We start from the raw sequence: 23486 nt of genomic DNA on the forward strand, positions 1-23486 counted from the left end.
CAGCGCTCCTTTGTGCGGGTGAGGACCTCACGGTACGGCCCGTCGCACGGCGCAGGGCGGACGCACGGCATCCAGGAAACGGACACGATCGGCCATCGACCTTGACCTGATCTATCCCTCCGGGTGCGCCCGGTCGGTTCGCGAGCCGGTCAGCGGACGATCAGCGGGCGGCGCGCCTCGGCGTGCAGTGCCGCGGGAGAGGAGCCGAACCACCGCAGCGTGCTGCGCCGCAGGGAGCGGTCGTCGCCGTATCCGAGGCGGAACGCGATCTCGGCTGTCGTCAGCACGGGGGAGGCGAACAGCTCGGCGGCGAGACGCTTGCGCACATCGTCGAGCACGCCGGAGTAGCTCGCCCCCACCTCGATCAGTCGTCGCCGGAGTGTCCGCTCGCTCGTCGCGAGTGCACGTGCGTGCGCCGCGAGCGGGAGCACGTCGGGCAGGGCGTCTTCGATCTGCGTCGCGAGCACGGCGACGAGTTCCTGGCGCTCGATGATGCTGTCGGTCTGCGTCTCCAGCAGTGCGACCGTCTCGCGGTGGGTCCAGGCGTCGGCGCTCGCAAGCGCGGCATGCGCCGATGCGAGGGGTACGTGCCAGGCATTGCGCGCCGCGGCGAACCGCACGGCGTTGCCGAAGTAGTCGCGGTACACCGCGGGGTCGGATCCCGCCGCGTGGGCCAGCTCGACCAGCTGCGGCCCCGCCAGACCGGCGACATCACGGGCCATGCGCGTGATGTTCGCGAACCCCTCCTCGATGAGGAACGTGCCCACCGGCGACGCGGGCTCCTGCAGTGCGGCGGTCACCACCAGGCCACCGGCCTCTTCCGCCGAGCTCCAGCGCACCATCGAGCCGGCGAGATTCTGAAACCGCAGACCGACCCGCACCGCATCGCGCAGAGTCGCGCTCGACATCATGGCGAGGCCCAACAGTCCCGAGGCGGTGATCGGCTGACGCCGCCCCACCTCGATCCCGAGCGCCGGCACGGGGAGCAGCAGGAGCGCCTGCTCGATGATCACGTGACCCTGCCGGTACGAGACGCGCAGAGCGGGGGATTCGATCGCGCTCCGTGTCAGCGACGCCGCCCGCAGAGCGCGTTCGAGAGAGACACCGTGCTCGTCGGCCACCTGCAGCAGGTAGCGGATGAGGTTCGGGGTGATGACGGCCGAGGAGGGCGTTACGGCGAGGCGCTCGGACATGGTGGCCATTCTATTTGGCCGATGATGTCCGCTCGCTGGCGGGGGTGGACCGTGACAAATCCCCGACGATCGCTATCGTCGAGCGCATCCTGTCCCGACCGGTTGCCGGTCGCCCGCGAATCGTCGACGCCGCCGACCCCGAGGAGCCGCCATGCCCGACACTCCCGCCGCCTCCGAACGCCTGCTGCGCGCCGTCATCCGCACGCTCGGCGCGCTGCCCGAACCGATCCAGCGGGTCATCGCCGGTCGGCCGGTCGTCGTGGACGGCCAGCGCCTGTACACCGAGGTGCAGATGGCGCTGCGACTGCTCAACGCCCTCCCAGGATCCGACTTCTCCGACCTGCCGCTGGATCGCGCGCGAGCCCAGATCGACGCCGAAGCCCGCATCTTCGGCGGCTCGCTGCCCGTCGCGAACGTCGAAGACATCGAGATCCCGACGCGCGCGGGAGCCGTCCGGGCGCGCCGCTATCAGCACGTGCGCGAGGCCGAAGGCACCGTCGTGTACTTCCACGGCGGCGGCTGGGTCGTCGGCAGCCTCGACTCGGCCGACTCGGTCTGCCGGTTCATCGCGGCCACCAGCGGCCTCGAAGTCATCTCGGTCGACTACCGCCTCGCGCCCGAGCATCCGTTCCCCGCCGGCGTCGAGGACGCCATCGACGGCTATCGCTGGGTGCGTGAGCACCGGCCCGGGCGCCGGATCGCGGTCGCGGGCGACAGCGCCGGCGGAAACCTGAGCGCAGTGGTGAGCCTTGCCACCGTGGGAGATGCGGCGGGCGCGCCCGACTTCCAGCTGCTGTTCTTCCCGGTCACCGATCTGTCCGGCAAGCACCGCTCCTACCGGCTGTTCTCCGAGGGCTACTTCCTCACCGAGAAGCAGATGGACTGGTACCGCGGACACTACCTGCCGACGCCCGCGCACGCGCTCGACCCGTTCGCCTCACCGCTGCGTGCCGAGGCGTCCGCGCTCACGAAGCTGCCGCCCGCGCACGTGGCCGTCTCGGGCTTCGACGTGCTGCGCGACGAGGGCATCGCCTACGCCGAAAGACTGAAGGATGCCGGGGTGCCCACGACGCTGCAAGTCGTGGACGGTCACATCCACGCGTTCGTCAATGCGACCGGCGTGGGGCGGCTGAGCTCACGCGCGCTCGCCGAATCGGTCGGCGTGCTCGTCCGCGGGCTCGGCGGGCGCACCGGCATCGCCGACGCCGGCTCGCTCGCACCGTCGAAGCGATGACGCTCCTCCGCTAGCCTGGATTCTCACCGTGGCTGAGAGGGAGGACCGCCGATGATCGACGCATTCCTCCTGCTGCTGCGCACGATCGCTGTGGCCGTCGGCATCCTGCCCACGGGAGTCTCACCGATCACCTCGCTCGCCGTCGTCGCCGCGGGCATCGCGCTCGCCGCGGCCGCCCTCGTCGTGATGGCCGCGGGCGCCGCCACCCGACCCGATCGCTCTGCACACGATCGCATCCGTCCGGCGCGCAGCGACGTGCTGAGCGCGCCCGTCGCGCAGAGCGCCCCCGACGCTCCCGGTCACATCCTCCGCAGAGGTCCGAGCGCGGCCCTTCCGGCCGCGTAGTCACTCCCGTCCGGACGCCGCCCTCGGCATCCCTTCGCGGCCGACCAGCTCACCCTGATCGCCTCGTCGGAATGGACATCTCGTGGACATCTTCACCCTGCCGCCCCTGGCGGCTCTGCTCGACCTCTCGGCGCGCGGGCTCATGGCCCTCATCGCCGTTCTCACTCCCGTCGCCGGGCCGGGGGCCGCCGCAGCGGCAGTCGTGCTCGTGACCCTCATCGTACGGATCGCGCTCGCGCCGGCCGGGGTCGCACAGGCGAAAGCCGATCAGGCGCGTTCGCGCCTGGCGCCGCGGCTGCGCGCACTGCAGAAGCGGTGGCGCGCACATCCCGAGCGGCTGCAGCGCGAGACCCTCGCTCTTTACCGCGTCGAAGGCGTCTCGCCCGCCGCCGGGTGTCTTCCGCCGCTGATTCAGGCGCCGGTCGTTGGGCTCGTGTATGCCGTGTTCCTGCACGGATCGATCGCGGGACACACGAACCCGCTGCTCGGCGAGCACCTCCTCGGTGTGCCGCTGGGGCAGACCGCCGTCGCGGTGGCGACGAGCGGCTTCGACGGGGCGGCCGCGCTGGTGTTCGGCGTCATCGTCGTGCTCATCGCTCTCATCGGCGAGCTCACGCGACGACTGCTGCGACCGGCGGTGGCGACGACGCTGCCGCCCGGGCAGCGGCTGCTGGTCGAGACGGCGCCGTTCCTCACCGCCGTCGTCGCGCTGTTCGTCCCGCTTGCGGCGGCCGTTTACCTGCTGACGACCGTCACCTGGACCCTCGGCCAGCGACTCGTTCTGCGACGGCTGTACCCACCGCACCCGCCGCACCGCGAGTCGTGACGGCGCACCGCGGTCATGCGGACGCCGGCACCGCCCGCGAGGCACGAGCGATCAGGGCCGACCCGGCGACGCTGGCCGCCAACGCGATGACCGCCATGCCGATCATCAGTGCACCGAACCCGGCGCGGTAGGCGGCCACGGCGGCATCGAACACCTGCGCGTCGGGGCGTGTGCCGTCCTTCGCGTAGGTGCCGACGCCGACCAGAGCGGTGTGCACCGCGGCATCCGACAGCCCCGCCGCCGACAGGCGGGCGGTGATCCCCGAGATCGTGAGCTGGGTGATCACGACGGTCGACACCGCCGTGCCCAGCGAGGAGAAGAGCTGCCCGAAGGTCGTGCGCGAGCTGGTCACCGCCCCGTAGAACTCGGCGGGGGCCTCACTGAGCACGAGCGTGCCGTAGGGGAGGGCTGCGGCGGTGATGCCGAAGGCGATGAGGATGCCGGCGGGGACGAACGCCAGCGGGGTGGGGGCCTCGCGGGCGAGGAAAGCCGCCCCGAAGCCCGCCGCGGACAGGACGCCGCCCACCAGCAGTGACGTCTGCGGACTCATGCCGCGCGTCATCAGGCGCCCCAGCACGATCGCGCCCACGATCGAGGTGACCGACACCGGCAGCTGCCACACCGCGACGCTGCTGGGCGTCAGCGCGAGAACGTACTGCCACAGGTTCGACAGCTGCAAGAAGGCGACCGCGCCGCCGGCATTGAAGACGAAGCCCGCGCAGAGCGCCGCGAGGAAAAGGGGCCGTCGAAAGAGCGCGACCGGGAAGAACGGGTTCGCAACGCGTGTCTGCGACCAGACGAACGCGGCGAGAAGCACCACGCCCAGCGCCATGGCTGCCCAGGTCAGCGGGTTGGTCAGCGACGAGGCGAGCTGCGACACGCCGAACAGGAAAACGACCATCCCGGCGATGAGGGCGACCTGCCCGCCCACATCGCGCTTCTCGGCGACGGTGGGTGCGACGGTCGGCAGGAGCACGAGGACGGCGGGGATGCACAGCGCCGACAGCACGGGAACGAGCACGAACGCGAGGCGCCAGTCGACGCCGGCGAGCAAACCCCCCGAGAAGGTGAACAGCACGCCGGCGGCTCCCGAGCACGCGGCGAAGGTCGCGACGGCGGCGGGCAGCCGGCCCGGCGCGGCCAGAACCTGGATGTACGCGAACGCGGCGGCGTACACGGCGCCCAGGCCGACGCCTGTCACCGCCTGGCCGAGGATGTAGACGAGCGGCATCGGTGCGGCGGCCACGATCAGCTGGCCGACGAGACCTGTCACGAGGGCGGCGATGAGCATGCGGCGGCGACCGATCCGGTCGGCGAGCAATCCGGTTGTGATGACCGAGGCGGCGATCGCGAGGGTCTGCATGGATGCCGCGAGCGCCTGATCGCCGCCGACCATGTCCAGGCCGCGGCTGGCGCCCACGAGTGCGGTCGCCGCGATATTCGGGGCGGAGCCCTGAACCGCGGCGAGCACGCCGAGCAGCGGGATGGCGAGGGTGTGCGCCGAGCGCACGACGAACGTCGGTGATGTGGTGGTCATGAGGGTGCTTTCGGGTGGGGAGGGGAGCGGAGAGGGAGCTCAGGCGGAGAAGGCGGGAACGCCGTCGATGTAGGTCGCGTGCACGGCGATGCGATCCCAGCTCTCGGGATCACTCGTCCACGGATCGCTGTCCACGACGGCGAAGTCCGCCCGCCGGCCGGCAGAGAGCGTGCCGCGATCGTCGGCGTGGATCTGCCAGGCGGCATCGGCGGTGATCGCCGACAGGGCCTGCGCCGGGCTGACGCGCTCCTCCGGCGCGAGCACCGTGGCGTCGGCCTCGAGACGGCGCAGCACCGCCGTGCGGGCGCTGCGCAGGGGCCGCACCGTCGTCACGTTGTAGTCGGAGTGCAGGCTGGGTCGCAGTCCCGCGCGGTACGCCGAGGCGAGGCGATCGAGTCGCGCGGCGCGTTCGGGGCCGAGGATCGTGTCGCGGAAGGCCGCGCCCCAGTAGTAGACGTGGTCCATCAGGAAGCTCGGTGACACTCCGGCCGCCGCCATCCGTACGAGCTGGTCGTCGGTGGTCACCGAGGCGTGCTCGAAGCGGTGACGCAGATCGTTCTGACCGCAGCGCGGCAGCAGCTCTTCCGCCGCCTGGAGGGCGAACTCGACGGCGGCGTCGCCGTTCGTATGGATCATCAGCTGCCAGCCGTCATCGAGACCGGCGCGCATCACCTCGCGCAGGCTCTCCGGCGTCCAGTTCGCGTGGCCTCCCGAGGTCTCGCCCAGATACGGCTGCAGGAAGTAGCCGGATCGGCCCTGATTCGAACCGTCCGCCACGATCTTCCACGCGTCGGCACGGACCATTCCATCTCCGCTGAACGGGGTCACCCCGGCCGCCTTCCACGCCTGGGCGACCTCGGCCGGTGTCGCGCACCCCGCCAGGGAGGAGAACTGCGCCGTCGACACCCGCACCGGCAGCCGTTCGGCGCCGTTGAGCTGGTGCAGCAGGGCGACTTCGCTCACCCCGGCCAGCGTGCCGGTCATCGCTTCACGCATCGAGGTCACGCCGGCCGCGGCGAACTCGTTCAGCACCTGACGGATGCCGCGACCCACGTCCGCCGCCGTGGGGCGCGGCAGGTTCGCGAGCAGCATCGTCACCGCGGGAGACTCCCCGACCACGCCGGTGAGCCGCCCGTCGCGCTTTTCCAGCGTGCCCCCGCTCGGCTGCGGTGTGGCATCGGTGATGCCGGCGGCATCCAAGGCCGCGCTGTTGGCGTAGGCGAAGTGCATCGACGCGTTGAGCACGACGATCGGGCGGTCGAGCGCGACCCGGTCGAGGATGTCACGGGTGAGGGCCGGCTCACCGGGGTACAGGCTCGGATCGAACAGCTTCGCGAGCACGTACTGACCCGCCGGCGTCGCCTGCGCGGCGGCCGTCAAAACCGAGACGACGTCGTCGAAGCGCGGGCAGGCGGCGTGCGAGACGTCGGTCCACTCGAGCGTCAGCAGCGACACCCAGATGTGCGCATGCGGTTCGATGAGGCCCGGGATGACCACCCCGTCGGGAGACAGGATCTTCGTCGCGGGGCCGGTGAGGCCGTCCAGGTCCGCCGCCGAACCCACGGCGAGGATGCGGCCGTCGCGCACCGCCATCGCCTCCGCGCGCGGAGCGGCGGGATCACCGGTCGCGATGCGGCCGACGATCAGGAGGTCGGCTGTCGCTGTCGTCGTCCCGGGTTCGTCCGAGCGGCTCGGCGCGCCATGGTGGGCAGGTGCGATGGTGACGCCGGCCGCGGCGATGGCGGGCGCGAGGTGGTCGCGGCTCAGGGGAGTCGCGGCGGTGCAGGTGTCGGACATGAGCGGGCTCCTTCGAAGGTGCGCGGCGGCGGCGCGTGGTCAGTGGAAGTCGAGGACCTGGTCGCCCCATGCGGCGCGCAGGGCGGCGTCCAGATCGTCGACGACGCTGTCGTGGCGCTCGATCACCAACGTCGCACGGGAGTCGGCAGGATCGTAGGCGGGCCAGTGCGGGGCTCCGGTGACACCGTCTGCGTCAGGCGTGCGCCCATGAGCGAAGGCGGCCCATCGCTCCTGCATACGGGCAGAGATCGCCTCGCCGGCACGCTTGCCGCCGAGTCGGAACGTGAGGTCCTTGGGGCCGCTCGCGAAGACGCCCCAGAGGTACGCCAGCTCGCTGCCGTGGGTGGCGCCGAGGCCGATCAGTCGCAGGAAGGGCGCCGCGTGATCGAAGCGGTACAGCCAGACCGGGGCCGTGGCGGCGTGACCCTCGGCGATCCACACGGTGGGCATGCGGAAGCCGATGTCGCGGGCGACGCCCAGGCCCACGGCGTTCTTGCGCACGTTCTCGTACGCCGTCTGCACCTGGGCGACCGACGGCAGCTCGACGGTCGGGTTGTCGGTGGCCATGTCGGAGAACATCGTCATGATGCGCTCCTCGGTGATCGGCATGAGGGGCGACTTCATGAACTTGAACAGCGACGCCTCGTCCTTGTTGGTGCCGATCATCAGCGGGACGGGCAGTCCGCGGCCCTCGTGCAGCACGGTCGCCGGTGCCTCCGGCAGCAGGTCGCCGTCGATGATCGGCGCGAACGCGAGCGTGCCGGGCGCCTCGTCGGGCACCTGGGCGTACACGGCCATCCCCGCGGTCACGAGCTCGTCGGCGGATGCCGCGCGCAGCGCCGCGGCGGTGGAGACGGCATCCGTCTGGTCGATGCCGAGCTCTCGCACGAAGCGCTCGGCGACATCTCGCGCCCGGTCGATGCCGTAGATGCTGGACGCGGGGGAGGACTGCGCGATCGCCCGGTGGAACAGACCCGCGGCCGAGGGAGTGGCCAGCAGCGTCGTCACCAGGCCGCCGCCGGCGGACTCGCCGAACACGGTCACGCGGTGGGGATCGCCGCCGAACGCGGCGATGTTCTCCTGCACCCACCGCAGTGCCACCAGCACGTCCTTGAGCGCCAGGTTGCGGTCGAAGCCGCCGTCGGGCAGAAGGCCGGACAGGTCCAGGAAGCCGAACGCGGCCAGACGGTAGTTGAGGGTCACGACGACCACGTCGCCGCGCGAGACCAGGGAGGTCGCGTCGTAGGTGCGCTGACTGGACGCGCCGAACGTGTAGGCGCCGCCGTGCAGCCACACCATGACCGGTCGCGCACCCGCCGGGGCGTCGGCGTCGGGTGCCCACACGTTGAGCATCAGGCAGTCCTCGTCGAGGACGGCGTCATCGCCCAGGGCGATCGCGGGCGTGCGCACCTGGGGGCAGGCCGCACCGAACGCGGTGGCGTCGACCTCACCGCTCGCGAGGGTCGCCGGAACCGGGTCGCGCCAGCGGCGCTCGCCGACGGGGGCTTCGGCGTAGCGGATGCCGCGCCACGAGCGCACCGCGTCGCGGACGGCGCCGCGGAAGGTGCCGGCCGGGGTCGTGACGATGCAGGGGACGGACACGTCGACGGTCTCGGTGGTGTTCGACATGGGAGTTCCTTTCGAGTCGGGAGGTGTGAGAAGTGGGAGGCGTGGTGCTCAGGCGGCCAGACGGTGGATGACCTGTGCGAGCTCGTTCGCCGCGAGGATCGCGAACAGTACCGTCATCATGGCGGCGTTGTGCGTGATGAGCTGCGACTTCAGCGCCTGCAGGGCGGAGAGCACGCGGGCCGTGCCGGTCAGCTGGACCAGAGCCGGAATCACGAGCAGCAGAGAGCCGATCATTGCGACGGCCAGGCACAGGCCGACGGCGGCGAGGGGGGCGAGGTGTGCCTCGCCGATGAGGGCGCCCGCCTTGAGTTCGAGGGGGATGTTCTTCGAGTTGGTCACCGCCATGACGAGGCCCAGACCGGCTGCCGAGAGGGGGGTGACGCTGTCGATGGCTGCGAGCCACGTCGGCGCGGTCGCGGGCTTGCCGTCCTTCGGACGCGACATCCAGTTCACGATGGCGAACACCGTGAAGCCGAGGCCGAGGACGATCGCCAGGATCAGCGAGACCGTCTGCGCCGCGGGGCCGCTCGACGCCGACGCGCGGGCCGCGCCCAGCGCGCCCAGGCCCGTGGCGGCGAAGGCGACCAGCGTGTAGACCGCGGTGTAGACGGGGGCGCAGGCGCGGCCGCGGGGTGCGAGCACGATCGCGACGATGGCCACGATGGGCAGCGGGGACAGGAGCATGCCCACCGCGAGGGGAAGAAGGTTGTGCAGGTCGTTCACGTCGATTCCGTTTCATCGCTGCTCCCGGGCCGGGTGTCCGGGGGTGCGATGACGACGTTATGACGGGGGTGCGGCCTGCTTTTCGGGATGTTCGGCTGACACGACAGGAGTGGTCGGCGGCAGGGCGAACAGCGCCTCGAGCAGCGTGTCGCGACCGTCTGTGCGCAGGCGTGCGCCGAGGTCGCGCGCGTGGGAGGCCGGTCGCAGCTCGGCATCCGGCGCCGTGCGCCCCCGCGAGCGCACGCGAGCGCGCAGCCGGCTGCCCGCGCCCGTCGCGACGACATCGAGGCTCACCTCCGCACTCTTCTCGTCGCTGTGCTTGACCGCGTTCAGAAGTCCCTCGGCGATGACGTCGTACACATCGCGCGCGAGGCGGGGATGCGCATCGAGCGCGGCCAGCGCCCGGGGATCGAGCGTGGTCTGCAGCACGATCACCCGTCCCCACGTCGCCAGCAGCGCACGCAGCGCCGCCGCGTCCGTGCCGGGGTCGGCTGCCGCATACGTCGACGTCAGCCGATGCACGAGCGCGAGAAGATCGTCGCGCAGTGCGGAGGTGTCCGCCGGGGACGAGTGCGGATGCGTCAGCGCGAACTGCATGCACGCTCCCTGCCCGTCGCGGTGCAGCAGCTCCGCCGTGCGTCGCAGGCCTTCCCGAGCGGGACCGACCCCCTCGCGGCTCGCGCGCTGAGAATGCGTGATCGTTCCCGACAGTCGACGCTGTTCTCGGCGCAGTCTCTGCACGGCGCCCGCGCACAGGCCGGCCGCGAGCGCGAAGGCGAGGTAGTCGATGGCGGGCAGGAGCGCGATGAGGCCGCGATGTCCGTAGATCGCTGCCAGCACGGAGAGCACGACGCCGCCGATGGCCGCGCCCAGCAGATAGACCGTGGCGCTGAGACGGGCGCTGCGTACGAACCTTCGGCGCCGCGCGACATGGTCGACAAGACCCGTCACGGCGACGACGGCGACCAGACCCGCGATCAGCTCGGCGGGGCCCGTCGTTCGCAGCGCGTAGGGCAGTGTGCAGGCGATGTAGACGATCGCGACCGTTCCGCGTGGTGGCAGTCGCAGCGGCGGGAGCGCCAGGCCGCGACGGCGAATCGAGATCCCATCTGTGGCGGGTGCGACCCGCGGCGCCGAGGTCGTCGCCGCATCGTCCGCCACCTGTTGCAGGCGGTGGCTCCAGGTGCGGAAGGCCTCCGTCCCGAGCGCGCGCACGCCGCTCGGCCCCGTCGCGGGATCCCACCGATCGATCGCCCGGCTGAGGGCGGATGCCGCGGCATCCACTTCGCGGCGGGCACGCCGGTCGACGACGACGGCGCGGTCGGGCGCGGCGGCGAGCTCTGCCGCCACCTCGCGCAGCAGTGCGTTGGTGCGACGCAGCGTGTGCACGGCGTTCTCGAGCACGGCGATCATCGCGAGCACGACCGGCCAGACGACCACGTTCGTCGCGATACGGAACGGCAGCTGGGCTGCTGCGGGGATCGGCAGCGCCCATAGCGCGGCCCACGCGTCCTGCACGAGCGGGCGCAGGGCGGCGCACGCGACGATGCCGACGATGAGCACGATCGCGCGCACGCGCGGCGCGGACACCTGCCGCTCGATCAGCGCGAGGGCCCCGAGCGCGAGCACGAAACATGTCGTCGTGGCCAGCGTCGCCGGAGCCAGCGCCGCGACATCCACGCCCGCACCCACGGGCGCCATGATCGTCATCGACAGGACGAGGGTGGCCGCGAGCGACCACGGGCTCAGAAACCGTCCGTCGGCCACGACACGGCCGAACGCCGTGGCGAACCACCTCACCCGCGGCTCCTCACCGGGCGGGGCCGAACGCGGCCAGGTACATCGCCGCAGCGGCGACGCGAGGGCTGACGGTCGGGTCGCCCGTCACATCCAAGCGGTCGAACAGGCGGCTGATCGAACGTTCCACGGCCCGCACGCTCGACGCGGTCTCTTCGGCGATGCGCTCGTTCGACCAGCCGCGAGCGACCATCGCGAGGATCTCGAGCTGATGGCGGGTGAGCGCGCCGAGCCCGTCGCGGGCATCGGGTGCCGGCAGAGCCGTCGCCGCCGGCACGCGCCGCGTCGACAGGGCCTGCTCCAACGCCGACACGAGCGCGTCGGCCGAGTCGAGATCCTGCTTGGAGACGAAGACCGCATGGGCGATGCCCATCGCCGTCGCGCCGGCCGCGGCCCGTGGATAGCTACTGAGGAAGACGATCGCCAGATGCGGAGCGAGCTCGGAGAGCATCGCTGCCAGTTCGGCGCCGGAAGGGCGACTGCCGAGGTCGATATCGGTCAGCAGCGCGTCGGGGTCGAACTCGGTGAACAGCTGGGTGGCCGTCGCCGCGTCGGCCGCGGCGGCCGTCTCGAACCCGTGACGCTGCAGCAGCTCGCACACGAGCATGCGCAGGGCGGCCTGGTCTTCGACCACGAGCACGCGACGGGTCCAGTCCGAGGCCACGACATCACCCTAGCGCTCGCGCCGCGCGCCCCGTCGTTGCCCCGACGTGTGCCGGTGTGCTCCTTGCAGCCGTCAGTGAGCGGCGTCGTAAGCCTCGAGAACGGATGCCGGGACGCGCCCGCGCTCCGACACCGTGAAACCGTTCTTGGCGGCCCACTCGCGGATCGGGCCGTAGTCGCGCTGCTGGGAGCGGCGTTGGCCGCGGGTGCCGGTACGGCGCGGTGCGGCGGAGCGCGACGACACGCTGCGCGCGGCGGCGACATACGGCGCGAGCACATCGCGGAGTGCGGCGGCGTTGTCGGTGGTGAGGTCGATTTCGTACGCGGTGCCGTCCAGCGAGAACAGGACGGTCTCACCGTCACCGACTTCGAGAACGGTGCCGTCCAGGTCATCGACGAGCTGGTGAACGATTTTGCGGGCCATGGGCAGAGCCTACTGATACTGACGGCTGATCAGGGGAGCAACCCCGCGCGTCGCGCCCGTATCACCGCCGCGTGGCGCGTTCCCGTGTCGAGTTTGGCCATCGCCGACTGCAGATACGACTTGACGGTGCCCTCTCGCAATCCGAGCGCGACCGCGATCTCGGCATTGGTCTGGCCCAGCGCCGCACACGCGAGCACATCGATCTCACGCGGCGACAGCTTCACATCGAGCGCCTCCGTGGCCGCACCGTCTTCGCGGGTCAGGTCCGCGAGACGCTGCTCGATCTCGGCGAGGCGCCGCCGGATGGCGGCGTCGGGCACGTCGGCGGCGATGCGGCGCAACTGCGCGTACGTGTCGCGCAGGTGCTCGCGCAGCACGGGGTCGACGCCCGAGGTGGATGCCGGGGCGAGGGTGAGTCGCCGCTGCACTTCTTCTCTGACGCGAAGCTCCGTCGCCAGATCGCTGGCGACCTGGAGCGCCATGCGTGCGGTGGACTCTCCGAAGGGGGACGGCGACCACGAGCCGCAGTAGAGCACGCCGCGTGCGCGCCCCGCAACGAGGACGGGAACAGCGAACAGCGTCGAGATCCCCTCGCCGAGGATCGCGCGATCGTAGTCATGGGTGATGTTGCGCGAGGACCGGTAGTCGAGCGCGAGTCGCGGGCGCCGCTCCACGAGCGCCCGCCCCCCCGAGGCCGCGGCTGGCGTGCACGACGAGTCCGGACAGGTGCGGAGTGCGGTTTCCGACGACCGAGGTGACCTCGACCGCGTTCGCCCGCTCGAACCCGCCGAAGGCGACGGGAAGGCCCGTGCGGGTGGCCAGATCTTCGACGGCGTGCGCGAGCAGATCGCTGTCGGTGAGCGGGATCGGCGTTGCCATCTCGCCTCCCTGACCTCGAGGGTGACGGCTGTGTCACCCGTGCGCTCGAGGATATCACCGGGTGTCGTCGCGGTCTCCGCCAGGGATCCACGCGGGATCCACACGTGCTCCACACGGGGCTCCCGCGTCGCGCCGCGGGAGCCCCGTGCCGCGACCGGCCTACACGGCGGCGGATCGAGCGGTGCCGTCGCGTACGACGCGGGCTTCGAGATCGAGGAGGAACCGTTTGCGCTCGGGGTGACCGCCGTACTCACCGATGGACCCGTCGGCACGGACGACACGGTGGGCCGGAATCACGATCGAGATGGGCGTGCGGGCACACGCCGATCCCGCCGCGCGGTGCGCGCCCGGTGAGCCGGCGAGAATCGCCAACTCGCCGTACGAGGCCGTCTCGCCATACGGGATCTCGTCCATCGCCTCCAGTGCCCGGCGTGCGAAGCCGTCGACCCCGTGCAGGTCGAGATCGAGCGTGAAACGTCGTCGCGTGCCCGCGAAGTACTCGTCCAGCTGCGCGGCCACTTCGGCGGTGGCCGCGGCATCCGGCACCACGATGCCCTGGCGGCGGGCGCTGATCGCTTCGAGGCGGCGGTCGGCCGCCGTCAGCGACACATCCAGCACGTCCAGGGCGACGAGGCCCCCATCGGCGACGACGATGAGGGCCTCGCCGATCGGTGTCGGGTGCACCGAGTATGCGGCAGTCGACGTCATGACTCCATGATGCTCGCGACGGTCGACATCATCGTCGCGCGGTCACGGTCTGTGGATGCGGAGAGTCTCCGCGCCGGTTGGGGAGGAGGCTTCACGATGCCGCCCCACCTGTCACATCAGCCCCAATACCGCGAAAACCCGCCGCGCTAACCGGGAACGCCGTGATCGGGACTTTAGGGTGTCGAGTGTGTGGAGAGCAGACGATGGCGCCGTGCGAGGCGTGGACGACGCCGACCACGGTCATGCGGTGAGCCCGGCGGACCTCGACCTGTCTGAGCCGGGGGTCGTCGTGACCCACGTCGCCGCCGGTGAGCGTGCGCGCCTGCGCGAGGAGTCGGCGTGGCTCGGTGGCCGGTCCACCCTGCTGCACTACACCGACGCCGGCGATGCGGGCATCGACATCACGAAAGCCCATCCGGGCAGCCTGCCCCAGTTCATCACCGGGCGCTCCACGCTGCTGTCGAACCTCTTCCGTGACGAGGTCGCCCTGCGGACGGCCCGGCTGGCGGCCGAGCGCATCGCCGCCAAGGACGTCGAGATGCGCACGACCCGCGGCATCGACACGGTGCACCTGGCGGTCGGCATCGCCGGCTGGCGCATCGGCGGCGTCACCTACGCCGCCCCGGTGCTGCTACGCCCGCTCGCCATCCGCCGTCACCACTCCGACTTCGACCTCAAGCTGCACGGCACCTTCACGATCAACCCCGAGCTCGTCGTCGCCGCGCGCACGCACTTCGGTCTCGTGATCGACGGGCGCGCGCTCGCCGAACTCGCCTACGACGGTGGCGTCTTCAAACCGCAGCCGGTCATCGACCACCTGCGGGCGCTCACCGCGCACGTCGACACCTTCACCGTGCAGCCGCGCCTGGTCGTGTCGACGTTCGCCGACGCGTCGTCGCCGATGAGTCGCGACGCCGAGAGCCTCGATCACCCGATCCTGAACGCCCTCGCCGGCCACGAGTCCGACCGCGAGGATCTGTCGATCGTCCGCACGCCCGCCCCGCCCGTCAGCTCCGATGAGCGCCCGCCCGCCGCGGACCGGCTCCTGCTCGATGCGGATGCCGAGCAGGAGGCCGTGCTCGCGCGCATCGCCGCCGGACAGTCGCTCGCCGTGCACACGCTGCCCGGCACGGGCGGCACGCAGACGGTGATCAACGCGGTCGGCGAGCTCGTGCGCGCCGGCAAGCGCGTGCTCGTGGTCAGCGCGCGGCGCTCGACCCTCGAGGGCGTCCGCCACCGTCTCGCCGGCATCGGACTGCCGGGCCTGGCCGTCTCGCCGCGTCATCTCCACCGCGACCTCATCCGCGCGATCACGCGCAACGAGAAGGCGGAACAGCCCAAGGTGGCCGACGTCGACGATGCGCTCGTGCGCCTGCGCACCGTGCTGCGCGACTATCGCGACTCGCTCACGCAGCGGCATCCGCGCGTCGAGGTCTCTCCGCTCGAGGCATTGCGCACCCTGGCCACGATCGCGTCGATGACGCCGCAGCCGTCGGCGGCGACCCGATTCGACATCGCCACCCTGCAGTCGCTCGGCACCCGCCGTGCCGAGGCCGCGCAGGCGCTGGCGACCGCCGCCCGTCTCGGCGAGTTCCGCTTCGGCCCCGACGATTCGCCGTGGTACGGCGTCGCCTTCGCCTCCACGCAGGAGGCCCGCGACACCCACGCGCTCGCCGGGCGACTGCACCGCACCGAGGTGCCCGCCATGCTCGAGCGCGGGTACGAACTCATCGCGCAGACGCGCATGCGCCCGTTCTCGACGCTGGCCGAACTCGGCGCCTACGTGCAGCTGCTGCAGGGCATCCGGGCATCGCTCGATCGCTTCAGCACCACCGTCTTCGAGCGTCCGCTGGCGGAGCTCATCCAGGCGCACGCGCCGCGTCGTGACGCTCCCGCGATGACATCGCCCCAGCGCCGGCGCCTGAAGAACCTGTCGCGCGAGTACGTGCGCCCGGGCATGCACATCACCGACATGCACGAGTCGCTGGTGCGCGTGCAGCAGCAGCGCGCCCAGTGGCAGCAGCTGGTGGATCCGGGCGTCATGCCCGAGATCCCCCTGGGCCTGGACGATGTCGCCACGGCGTGGCAGCGGGTGGCCGCCGACCTGGGGGCGCTCGATCGCGCACTGGGACGCACCGAACCGCTCGCCTCGTTGCCGATCCCCTACCTGCTGCGCACGCTCGCGGGCCTGGCGGCGACCTCCGACGTCTTCGACAACCTGGTCGAACGCGCCACCCTGCGCGGCGAACTCGCCGAGATGGGCCTGGAGGAGCTGCTCACCGAGCTGTCTGTCCGCCACGTTCCCGAAGAACACGTCGCCGCCGAGTTCGAGTTCGCGTGGTGGCAGTCCGCTCTCGAGGCGATGCTGCGTTCGGACCGGGCTCTGCTCGGCGCGAACACGTCGGTCGTCGACCGGCTCGAACGCGACTACCGCCTGGTCGACGAGGCGCACGCCGCCTCGGCGGGTCCGCTGCTGGCGGCGGAGCTGGCGACGACGTGGAAGATCGCCGTCGTCGACGAGGCCGGGGAGGCCGCCGCCCTGAAGCAGCTGCTGCGCAGCGGCGGGGCGTCGGCGACGGAGCTGGTCGCGGCGGCACCGAAGCTCGTGCGCACGCTGGCGCCGGTGTGGCTCGCGTCGCCCTACGAAGTGCCCTCCATCCCCGAGTCGCCCCTGTTCGACGTGGTTATCGTCGCGGATGCCGCGGCGCTGTGCCTTGCCGAGGCGGCGCCCGCGCTGCGTCGCGCGCGCCAGGTGGTCGTCTTCGGCGACCCCGTGACGCAGCGTCCCACCGCGTTCCGCGTCGGTGCCGGGCACGCGAGCGCGGAGGACGAGCCCGACGTGCCGTTCGATGAGGTCAGCGTGTTCGAGCGGCTCACCGAGCTCGTTCCGGTCGAGACGCTGACCCGCAGCTACCGCGCCGGCGGCGAGGACCTCGCCGAGCTCGTCAACGGCGCCTTCTACGAAGGCCGGCTCGTCTCGTACCCGTGGGCGGGGTCGTACCTCGGGCGCGGCAGCCTCAGCGTCGACTACGTCGAAGGGGGCACCGGTACCCCCGACCCCATCACGGGGGCCGTCGAGAGCCCGGATGCCGAGGTCGCCCGCGTCGTGACGCTCGTCGTCGAGCACGCGGTCAACCGTCCCACCGAGACCCTGATGGTCGTCACGGCATCCGTGCGCCACGCGGAGCGCGTGCGCGCCGCCGTCGCCGCCGCGTTCGCGGGCCGATCCGACGTCGCCGAGTTCGTCGGCCGCGACACGGCCGAGCCGTTCGCGGTGCTCGGACTCGAGGAATCGGTGGCGGAGAGTCGCGACCGGGTCGTCTTCTCCCTCGGATTCGGGCTGACCAAGCACGGCCGGGTGCTGAGCGACTTCGGCGATCTGTCGGGTCCCGACGGAGAACGCCTCCTCACGGTCGGCATGACCCGCGCACGTCGCTCGATGGTCATCGTCTCGTCGATCCGTCCCTCGGCCTTCGACGAGGGACGCCTGGAGTCGGGTGCGGCGACGCTCATGTCGATCCTCGGCGGCATCGCCGCCCGCGCCCGTGAGTCCCGGCTCGAAGACCTCGCCGATCCGCTCACGCTGGCCCTCGCCGGTCACCTGCGGGCACTCGGCATCGCCGTGGACGTCAACTACCGGGGCATCCTTCCCCTGGTCGCGCAGCATCGTGGCAAGGCGGTCGTCGTGGAGAGCGACGCCGACAGCATGGGGGAGACCCTGCGTGAGAGCCTGCGACTGCGCCCCCAGGTGCTGCGCCGTCTCGGATGGCACTACGTGCGCGTGCACGCCTTCGACCTGTACAGCGACCCGGCCGGGGTCGCGGGACGGATCGCGGCCATCCTCGGCGCCTCGCCCGAGACGCCGCGCGCCGAGACCGTGACCGAACCGCTCGATCTGCGCTGATCCCCGTGGCAGACGAGAGCCGCCAGCACGTCGAGCGCGTGCGCGGATCGCGCCGCGCGCGACTGACTCCGGCGCCGGGCACCGACCCCGCGCCCGAGGTTCCCGTCATCCGCGACGATGCCCCGCCCCTCACCGGGGACGGGGCATCGGGGCCGAACGATGAGCGCCTGCGGCGGGACGTGCCGCCGCACTACTAGGGGCGTTTCGACGCGCTGCGCTCGCTCAACGACCGGAAGAGCGACGACGCGAAACGCGCTCAGCGCGCAGCGGCGTTCTTCTCCAGCAGGTCGCGGATCTGGATGAGCAGCTCCTGCTCGGTCGGCAGCTTCTCCTCTTTGTCTTCGGGGACGCCGGCCTTGGCGGCCTGACGCTCCTTCCACGCGTTCATCGGGAACACGAACACGAAGTAGACCACGATCGCCACCGCGAGGAAGCTGATGAGCGCGCTGACCAGGTCGCCGATCGGGAAGGTGACCGTTCCGCCCCAGACCGCGGGAACCGGGATGCCGGGAACACCGTTGTCGCCCGGCTTCCAGAACACCTCGATGAGCGGGGTGATGATGGACGCCACGATCGCGTTCACGACGGCGGTGAACGCGGCACCGATGACGACAGCGACCGCGAGGTCGATGACGTTGCCGCGCATGATGAAGTCTTTGAAGCCGTTGATCACGGTTCCTCCGATTCTCCGGCGTGCGCCGGTCACGACCCCGACGAAGCGGGCGAGGACTTCGCCTCGGACTTCGATGATGTCGAAGTCGATGCGCCGGCGCCAGCCCCCCCGCCGGAGGTGGACGAACGCGAGTCGGTGCGGTAGAAGCCGGAACCGTTGAAGGTGACCCCGACGGATCCGTACTGTTTGCGCAGCGCACCGTCGCACTCGGGACACTGCGTCAACGCGGCATCCGAGAAGGACTGCACGGCGTCGAAGCGATGTCCGCACTGCGTGCAGGCATAGGCGTAGGTGGGCATGGTCTCCTCCGGGAAGGGCTCAGCGTTGCGGCGACGCGAGGTCGACGGTGCGGGTGGGGGTCACGACACCGGTGACCGGCTGGTCGTGGAGGTCGCGGGGAACCTCGTCCAGCAGTTCGGTGTCGAAGACGACGGCATAGACGGGCGGGCAGTGCTGCATCGAACCGAGGGTCTTGTCGAAGTAGCCCCGTCCCCATCCCAGGCGCATGCCGGAACGGTCGACGGCAGCGGCGGGGATCACGAGCAGATCGACATCGTTGACGGCCAGCGGACTCAGCACCTCGCCGACCGGTTCGGGCATGCCGAACAGGCCCTCCGCAATGTCGGCGCCGGGCTCGGCGACCACCCAGTCCAGCAGTCCGTCGGCGCGGGTGATCGGCAGCAGCACCCGGATGCCGCGCGCGACGGCGTCGGCGACGAACTCGTGCGTGCCCGGCTCGGTCGGAGCAGAAAGGAAGCAGGATATCGAGCGTGCGCCGGTGCGGGCGATCAGCGCGTCGAGCTGAGTCTTGACGCCGGCGGCGTCGGCGGAGCGCATCGCTTCGGAACGCTGCTGACGGCGCTCGCGGAGGTCGGCGCGCAGTGCGCGTTTCGCGTCGTCGATGCCGTCGGTCATGGTCCGATTGTAGGCGGCGCACCGACATGCACGGCCGCGACGGTCACGGGCGCGACGGTGTGCGCCGGTAGGGTATGGGTCATGTCAGCTCCTGCGATCAAGGCCGTCATTCCCGCTGCGGGTCTCGGCACGAGGTTCCTTCCCGCCACCAAGGCGATGCCGAAGGAGATGCTGCCCGTCGTCGACAAGCCCGCCATCCAGTACGTCGTCGAAGAGGCGGTGGCGGCGGGTATCGATGACGTGCTGATCATCCTGGGGCGCAACAAGAACAACATCTCGAACCACTTCGACTCGGTGCCCGAGCTCGAGTCGAACCTGCTCACCAAGGGTGCGCACGACAAGCTGCGCAGCGTGCAGCGCTCGACGGAGCTTGCCGACATCCACTTCGTCCGCCAGGGCGAGCCGAAGGGTCTCGGCCACGCCGTGCTGCGCGCCCGTCACCACGTCGGAGACGCGACCTTCGCGGTCATGCTCGGCGATGACCTGATCGACGAGCGCGACGAGCTGCTGTCGAAGATGCTGGCGGAGAACGCGGCGTCCGGCCTCACGGTCATCGCCCTCATGGAGGTCGACCCCGACCACATCCACCTGTACGGGGCCGCCGCCGTCGAGCCCACCGACGATCCCGATGTGGTCCGCGTCACGGGCCTCGTCGAGAAGCCGAAGAAGGAGGATGCCCCCTCCAACTACGCCGTCATCGGTCGGTACGTCCTCACACCGGGCGTGTTCGACATCCTCGAGCGCACCGAGCCGGGCAAGGGCGGCGAGATCCAGCTCACCGACGCCCTCCAGGAGCTGGCCGTCACCGACGGCGTGCTGGGCGTCGTGTTCCGCGGTCGCCGCTACGACACCGGCGATAGGGTGGACTACATCAAGGCCATCGTGCAGCTGGCCGCCGACCGCGACGATCTCGGTCCGGAGCTGCGGCCCTGGTTGAAGGACTTTGCGGAGAAGCTCTGACGCTGATCCTGAGCGGCCGAGGTGAGGGGTGCCGATGGAACTGACGGCTCCCCGTGAGCACGGTCCGATCTCGATCCGACTCATCAAGCAGCGCGACGCGCGCGTGCTGCAGTCGGAGTTGATGAGCAACCGTTCGTGGCTGCGGCCGTGGGAGGCGACCAGCCCCGACGGTCCCGTCTCGTTCGATATGCGCCTCGGCATCCGTCGCCTGCTGCAGCAGTACCGCGACGGTGGCGGCGTGCCTTTCGTGATGGAGTACGACGGCGAGCTCGCCGGACAGCTGAACGTCTGGGGAATCGCCCGCGGGTCGCTGTCGTCGGCGACGATCGGGTACTGGGTGAGCGAGCGGTTCGCCGGCCGGGGCATCACGCCGACCGCGGTCGCCCTGGCGACCGACGTGTGCTTCCGTGAGCTCGGGCTGCACCGCATGGAGATCTGCATCCGTCCGGAGAATCGGGCGAGTCTGCGGGTCGTCGAGAAGCTGGGCTTCCGTTACGAGGGGCTGCGGCGGCGATTCATCCACATCGCGGGCGATTGGCGCGACCACTACGCGTTCGCGCTGGTGCGCGAGGAGGCTCCCGAAGGCGTGCTGCAGCGGTGGTTGCAGGGTCGCGCGCCCGAGAGTGCGGCGACCGTGCCGCTCACCGACCGCCCCGCCGGCTGACCCGTCGCAGCGCGGCAGGAGGCCGCGAAACCTTCAGGTTCGACATGAAGGTCAGACACGCGGTCGGATGTCGCCCGATCGCGTCGCCTCGGCCCTACCGTGGGGGACATGGGTGGACAGGTTCTCGGCGGCGGCGTGGTCGTCCTCGTCGCCGTGGCGCTGTGGATGATCTACCTTCTGCCGTCGTGGCACGGCCGACACCAGTTCAATGCCGCTGAGCGCAACGCGGTGCGGTTGAATCAGGCGCTGCGTGTACTCGCCGAGACCAGTGAGACCCCGCAGGAAGTGCGGCTCGAGCTCAACGCGCGCACGGCGATGGCCCAGCAGCGACTGGCCCGTCAGGCCCAGACCGAGCGCGAGCAGGCCGAGCTCGCCCGCGTACGCGCCGAGCTCGAAGTCACCAAACTGCAGGCGCGCGCCGAGGCCGCGGCCGCCCGCGAGGCCGCCGCGCGTGCGGCCGCTCGCGAGCGCGCGCGTCCCGAGATCCGTCGTGCCCAGGCTCGTCGGCGGGCGCGCCTCGTCGTCACTCTCGTCGCCGTCGCCGCTCTCGCGCTGGGCGCGTGGGGCGGCGTGCAGCTGGCCACGACCGGCGCGCAGCTGATGCTCTGGCTGGCCGGGGTGCTGTTCGTGAGCTGCGCCCTGCTGCTGCAGCGGATGTCGCGCGTGCAGCGTCGCGTGGTCGTCCGTGAGGCGGTCGCGCCGATCGAACGCGTCGCAGCCGACGTGCAGGACGTGGCTCTGGAAGCCGAGCGCAGCTCGTGGGTGCCGCGAGAGCTTCCGCGGCCGCTCACCGTGTCGGCCGGCTCACGTGCCGCCGCGGTGCTCGACGAGGCGGACGCCCGCGAAGCGCTGCGTCGCGGCGCCGTTGAGGAGGCGATGCGCGCGCGTGCCGAGCGTCAGCGTCCCGTCACGCTGCAGCCGCGGCCTGCGGCCCACGACGACGAGCTCGTCGGCGGAGCGGCCGCGGGCGACGCCGCCATCGAGGCCCATGTGCGCCGCCTGCTGGAACGCCGCGCCTCCGGTCAGTAGCACCGGCTGATGACACCGACCGGTCGGCTCAGCCGACCAGGAGGCGTCCGCGGCCGATGACGACCTCGCGTCGCGGCGTGCGAACGAGGGCGTCCATGGCGTTCTCGGCATCCACGAGCACGATGTCGGCGCGGTCTCCTGCCTGCAGTTGATTCGTCGCCAGGCCGGCGAAGCGGGCGGAGGCGCCCGTCGCGATCTCGACGACACGGAGGAGGTCGTCGTCGCGCACGATGCTCGACGCGCGCGCGTACTGCCAGGCGATACCGAGGAGGTCTCCGGTGCCGTAGGGGCTCCACAGGTCACGGATGCCGTCGGTGCCGAACCCGAAGGCGACACCGGCCGCATCGAGCTCGTGCAACGGGAGCTGGGGGAGCCGGAGCGGCGCGACGGTGGTCATCGTCACGCCGAGTGCGGCCATCTGCGCGAGGAGGTCGCGGCGTCGGATGCCGTCGAGCTGAGCGACCGCGAAGCCGTGTGCCACGTTGACACGGCCGTGCAGCCCCAACCGCTCGACGCGCTCGAGGATGAGCTCGATCTGAAAGGCCCCCAGTTCGGCGGGGTCGTGCAGGTGGATGTCGACGCCGACGCCATGGTCGGCAGACAGTGCGAGCAGGGCGTCGATCTGTCCGACGGGATCGCGGTCGATCGTGGCCGGGTCGAGCCCGCCGATATGCTCGACGCCTTCGCGCGCGGCGCGGTCGAGGAGGGCGAGCACGCCGGGGCGGCGCAGCACCCCGTCTTGCGGGAAGGCCACGATCTCGACGGCCAGGGCACCGTCGTAGCCGGCGACGGCCTCACGCACGGCCTCGATGCCGCCCAGCTCGAGCCCCAGATCGACGTCGACGTGCGTGCGGATCGCGGTGGTGCCGTGGGTCACGAACTGCTCGAGGACGTTGCCGGTGATCTCTGCCGACGGCATCCCGATCTCGTCGCGGTGGGCCCGCTCGTGACGGATGCGGCCCTCGGTCGTCCCCTCACCGCCATACGACTGCCAGGGAAGCCCCCACCACGACTTGTCGATGTGCGCGTGCGCGTTGACGAGACCGGGCAGGGCGAGCAGTCCGCGTCCATTGACGATGTTCCCGGCGGTGTCCACGGCGGTGTCGTCGGACGTCGGCGTGACCGACGAGATCGTCCCCTCCTCGATGCGGAGGTCGACCGCGTCGGCCGGGTGCGACCAGAGTCGGACGTTGCGAACGAGGTCGGGCACAGGTGCCGTGGAGCTCATGCCTCCATCCTGCCGGTGCATGCGGTACTCGAGACGCGTGATAATGTTGAGGACATACAAGGGCCTATGGCGCAGTTGGTAGCGCGCCTCGTTCGCATCGAGGAGGTCAGGAGTTCGAATCTCCTTAGGTCCACCAAGAAGACGGCTGATCGGGCATGAGAAATCATGGCTGAGCGGCCGTTTCTTTTGCCTGCATCCGCCGACCCGGTACTGACTTTGCTGATTGAGGCGATCTTCTCACGTGCGATCGCGTACGGGGTGAGTGCTCCGAGCGCGCGGCGATCGTCAAGCTCACCGCCCTAGGCTGGATGACGCTCGGCTCTGCGATCGGACCCCCCTCGGCGAGTACTTCGTCTGG

The 23486-nt window shown here is 71.1% G+C and carries 23 protein-coding genes and 1 tRNA gene; 9 read left to right on the forward strand and 15 right to left on the reverse strand.

Annotated features, from left to right (window positions below; translation table 11 throughout):
• Positions 1 to 149: 149 nt before the first annotated feature.
• Positions 150 to 1193 (reverse strand): AraC family transcriptional regulator, encoded by a 1044-nt coding sequence (locus HMPREF1529_RS08900; RefSeq protein WP_036283110.1) that lies wholly within the window; start codon positions 1191 to 1193, stop codon positions 150 to 152.
• Between the two features lie 151 nt (positions 1194 to 1344).
• Here HMPREF1529_RS08900 and HMPREF1529_RS08905 point away from each other — a divergent pair, with 151 nt between their 5' ends.
• The 3 genes from HMPREF1529_RS08905 (at position 1345) to HMPREF1529_RS08915 (ending at position 3598) form a co-directional block, all read left to right on the forward strand.
• Positions 1345 to 2427, forward strand: a complete 1083-nt coding sequence (locus HMPREF1529_RS08905; protein ID WP_016464566.1) for an alpha/beta hydrolase — start codon at positions 1345 to 1347, stop codon at positions 2425 to 2427.
• Positions 2428 to 2478: 51 nt separating this feature from the next.
• The gene (locus tag HMPREF1529_RS08910; RefSeq protein ID WP_016464567.1) at positions 2479 to 2772 is read left to right on the forward strand and encodes a hypothetical protein; all 294 of its coding nucleotides are present in this window, start codon (positions 2479 to 2481) and stop codon (positions 2770 to 2772) included.
• 82 nt (positions 2773 to 2854) lie between these two features.
• Entirely contained in the window at positions 2855 to 3598 is a 744-nt protein-coding gene (locus HMPREF1529_RS08915; protein ID WP_016464568.1) for a YidC/Oxa1 family membrane protein insertase, read from the forward strand.
• Positions 3599 to 3611: 13 nt separating this feature from the next.
• Here the strand turns inward: HMPREF1529_RS08915 and HMPREF1529_RS08920 are convergent, their stop codons facing one another.
• From HMPREF1529_RS08920 to HMPREF1529_RS08960, 10 genes are all read right to left on the reverse strand, one after another.
• Complete coding sequence (locus tag HMPREF1529_RS08920; protein ID WP_016464569.1) at positions 3612 to 5135, reverse strand: MFS transporter; 1524 nt, start codon at positions 5133 to 5135, stop codon at positions 3612 to 3614.
• A gap of 39 nt (positions 5136 to 5174) precedes the next feature.
• Positions 5175 to 6932: an amidohydrolase gene (locus tag HMPREF1529_RS08925; RefSeq protein ID WP_016464570.1), complete on the reverse strand. Its 1758-nt coding sequence runs from the start codon at positions 6930 to 6932 to the stop codon at positions 5175 to 5177.
• Positions 6933 to 6971: 39 nt separating this feature from the next.
• On the reverse strand, positions 6972 to 8561 hold the full coding sequence (locus tag HMPREF1529_RS08930) for a carboxylesterase/lipase family protein (RefSeq protein ID WP_016464571.1): 1590 nt from the start codon (positions 8559 to 8561) through the stop codon (positions 6972 to 6974).
• Positions 8562 to 8609: 48 nt separating this feature from the next.
• Entirely contained in the window at positions 8610 to 9284 is a 675-nt protein-coding gene (locus tag HMPREF1529_RS08935) for a GAP family protein (protein ID WP_016464572.1), read from the reverse strand.
• Between the two features lie 57 nt (positions 9285 to 9341).
• Complete coding sequence (locus HMPREF1529_RS08940) at positions 9342 to 11084, reverse strand: hypothetical protein (protein WP_016464573.1); 1743 nt, start codon at positions 11082 to 11084, stop codon at positions 9342 to 9344.
• 10 nt (positions 11085 to 11094) lie between these two features.
• Positions 11095 to 11745 carry a response regulator gene (locus HMPREF1529_RS08945; RefSeq protein WP_005050918.1) on the reverse strand — a complete coding sequence of 217 codons (651 nt, stop codon included), beginning with the start codon at positions 11743 to 11745 and terminating at the stop codon, positions 11095 to 11097.
• A 72-nt stretch (positions 11746 to 11817) separates the two neighbouring features.
• Positions 11818 to 12168: a histone-like nucleoid-structuring protein Lsr2 gene (locus tag HMPREF1529_RS08950; RefSeq protein WP_005050915.1), complete on the reverse strand. Its 351-nt coding sequence runs from the start codon at positions 12166 to 12168 to the stop codon at positions 11818 to 11820.
• A gap of 29 nt (positions 12169 to 12197) precedes the next feature.
• The gene (locus HMPREF1529_RS08955; protein WP_016464574.1) at positions 12198 to 12842 is read right to left on the reverse strand and encodes a LuxR C-terminal-related transcriptional regulator; all 645 of its coding nucleotides are present in this window, start codon (positions 12840 to 12842) and stop codon (positions 12198 to 12200) included.
• Positions 12784 to 13047: a hypothetical protein gene (locus HMPREF1529_RS16450; RefSeq protein ID WP_016464575.1), complete on the reverse strand. Its 264-nt coding sequence runs from the start codon at positions 13045 to 13047 to the stop codon at positions 12784 to 12786. Before HMPREF1529_RS16450 ends, HMPREF1529_RS08955 begins: the two co-directional genes overlap by 59 nt.
• A 159-nt stretch (positions 13048 to 13206) precedes the next feature.
• A complete protein-coding gene (locus HMPREF1529_RS08960; protein WP_005050910.1) occupies positions 13207 to 13755 on the reverse strand; it encodes a methylated-DNA--[protein]-cysteine S-methyltransferase in 549 nt (182 codons plus the stop codon).
• A gap of 187 nt (positions 13756 to 13942) precedes the next feature.
• Here HMPREF1529_RS08960 and HMPREF1529_RS08965 point away from each other — a divergent pair, with 187 nt between their 5' ends.
• Complete coding sequence (locus HMPREF1529_RS08965; RefSeq protein WP_442852575.1) at positions 13943 to 17659, forward strand: AAA family ATPase; 3717 nt, start codon at positions 13943 to 13945, stop codon at positions 17657 to 17659.
• A gap of 5 nt (positions 17660 to 17664) precedes the next feature.
• Positions 17665 to 17856, forward strand: a complete 192-nt coding sequence (locus HMPREF1529_RS08970; protein ID WP_036282854.1) for a hypothetical protein — start codon at positions 17665 to 17667, stop codon at positions 17854 to 17856.
• A 59-nt stretch (positions 17857 to 17915) separates the two neighbouring features.
• Here the strand turns inward: HMPREF1529_RS08970 and mscL are convergent, their stop codons facing one another.
• From mscL to HMPREF1529_RS08985, 3 genes are read right to left on the reverse strand one after another with little or no spacing between them, the layout of a single operon-like run.
• Entirely contained in the window at positions 17916 to 18332 is a 417-nt protein-coding gene (mscL, locus tag HMPREF1529_RS08975) for a large conductance mechanosensitive channel protein MscL (RefSeq protein WP_016464577.1), read from the reverse strand.
• A 29-nt stretch (positions 18333 to 18361) separates the two neighbouring features.
• A complete protein-coding gene (locus tag HMPREF1529_RS08980; RefSeq protein ID WP_016464578.1) occupies positions 18362 to 18631 on the reverse strand; it encodes an FmdB family zinc ribbon protein in 270 nt (89 codons plus the stop codon).
• A gap of 19 nt (positions 18632 to 18650) precedes the next feature.
• A complete protein-coding gene (locus HMPREF1529_RS08985) occupies positions 18651 to 19247 on the reverse strand; it encodes a 5-formyltetrahydrofolate cyclo-ligase (RefSeq protein ID WP_016464579.1) in 597 nt (198 codons plus the stop codon).
• A gap of 81 nt (positions 19248 to 19328) precedes the next feature.
• Here HMPREF1529_RS08985 and galU point away from each other — a divergent pair, with 81 nt between their 5' ends.
• The 3 genes from galU (at position 19329) to HMPREF1529_RS09000 (ending at position 21900) form a co-directional block, all read left to right on the forward strand.
• On the forward strand, positions 19329 to 20207 hold the full coding sequence (gene galU, locus HMPREF1529_RS08990; RefSeq protein WP_016464580.1) for a UTP--glucose-1-phosphate uridylyltransferase GalU: 879 nt from the start codon (positions 19329 to 19331) through the stop codon (positions 20205 to 20207).
• Positions 20208 to 20241: 34 nt separating this feature from the next.
• Positions 20242 to 20871 (forward strand): GNAT family N-acetyltransferase, encoded by a 630-nt coding sequence (locus tag HMPREF1529_RS08995; protein ID WP_016464581.1) that lies wholly within the window; start codon positions 20242 to 20244, stop codon positions 20869 to 20871.
• Positions 20872 to 20979: 108 nt separating this feature from the next.
• Complete coding sequence (locus HMPREF1529_RS09000; protein ID WP_016464582.1) at positions 20980 to 21900, forward strand: hypothetical protein; 921 nt, start codon at positions 20980 to 20982, stop codon at positions 21898 to 21900.
• 28 nt (positions 21901 to 21928) lie between these two features.
• Here HMPREF1529_RS09000 and HMPREF1529_RS09005 read toward each other — a convergent pair whose 3' ends face one another.
• Positions 21929 to 23128, reverse strand: coding sequence for an amidohydrolase family protein (locus HMPREF1529_RS09005; RefSeq protein ID WP_016464583.1), 1200 nt, complete (start codon positions 23126 to 23128; stop codon positions 21929 to 21931).
• A 60-nt stretch (positions 23129 to 23188) separates the two neighbouring features.
• Here HMPREF1529_RS09005 and HMPREF1529_RS09010 point away from each other — a divergent pair.
• Positions 23189 to 23264 (forward strand) — tRNA-Ala (locus tag HMPREF1529_RS09010).
• Positions 23265 to 23486: the final 222 nt, after the last annotated feature.

Source organism: Microbacterium sp. oral taxon 186 str. F0373 (assembly GCF_000411455.1).
Classification (GTDB): domain Bacteria; phylum Actinomycetota; class Actinomycetes; order Actinomycetales; family Microbacteriaceae; genus Microbacterium.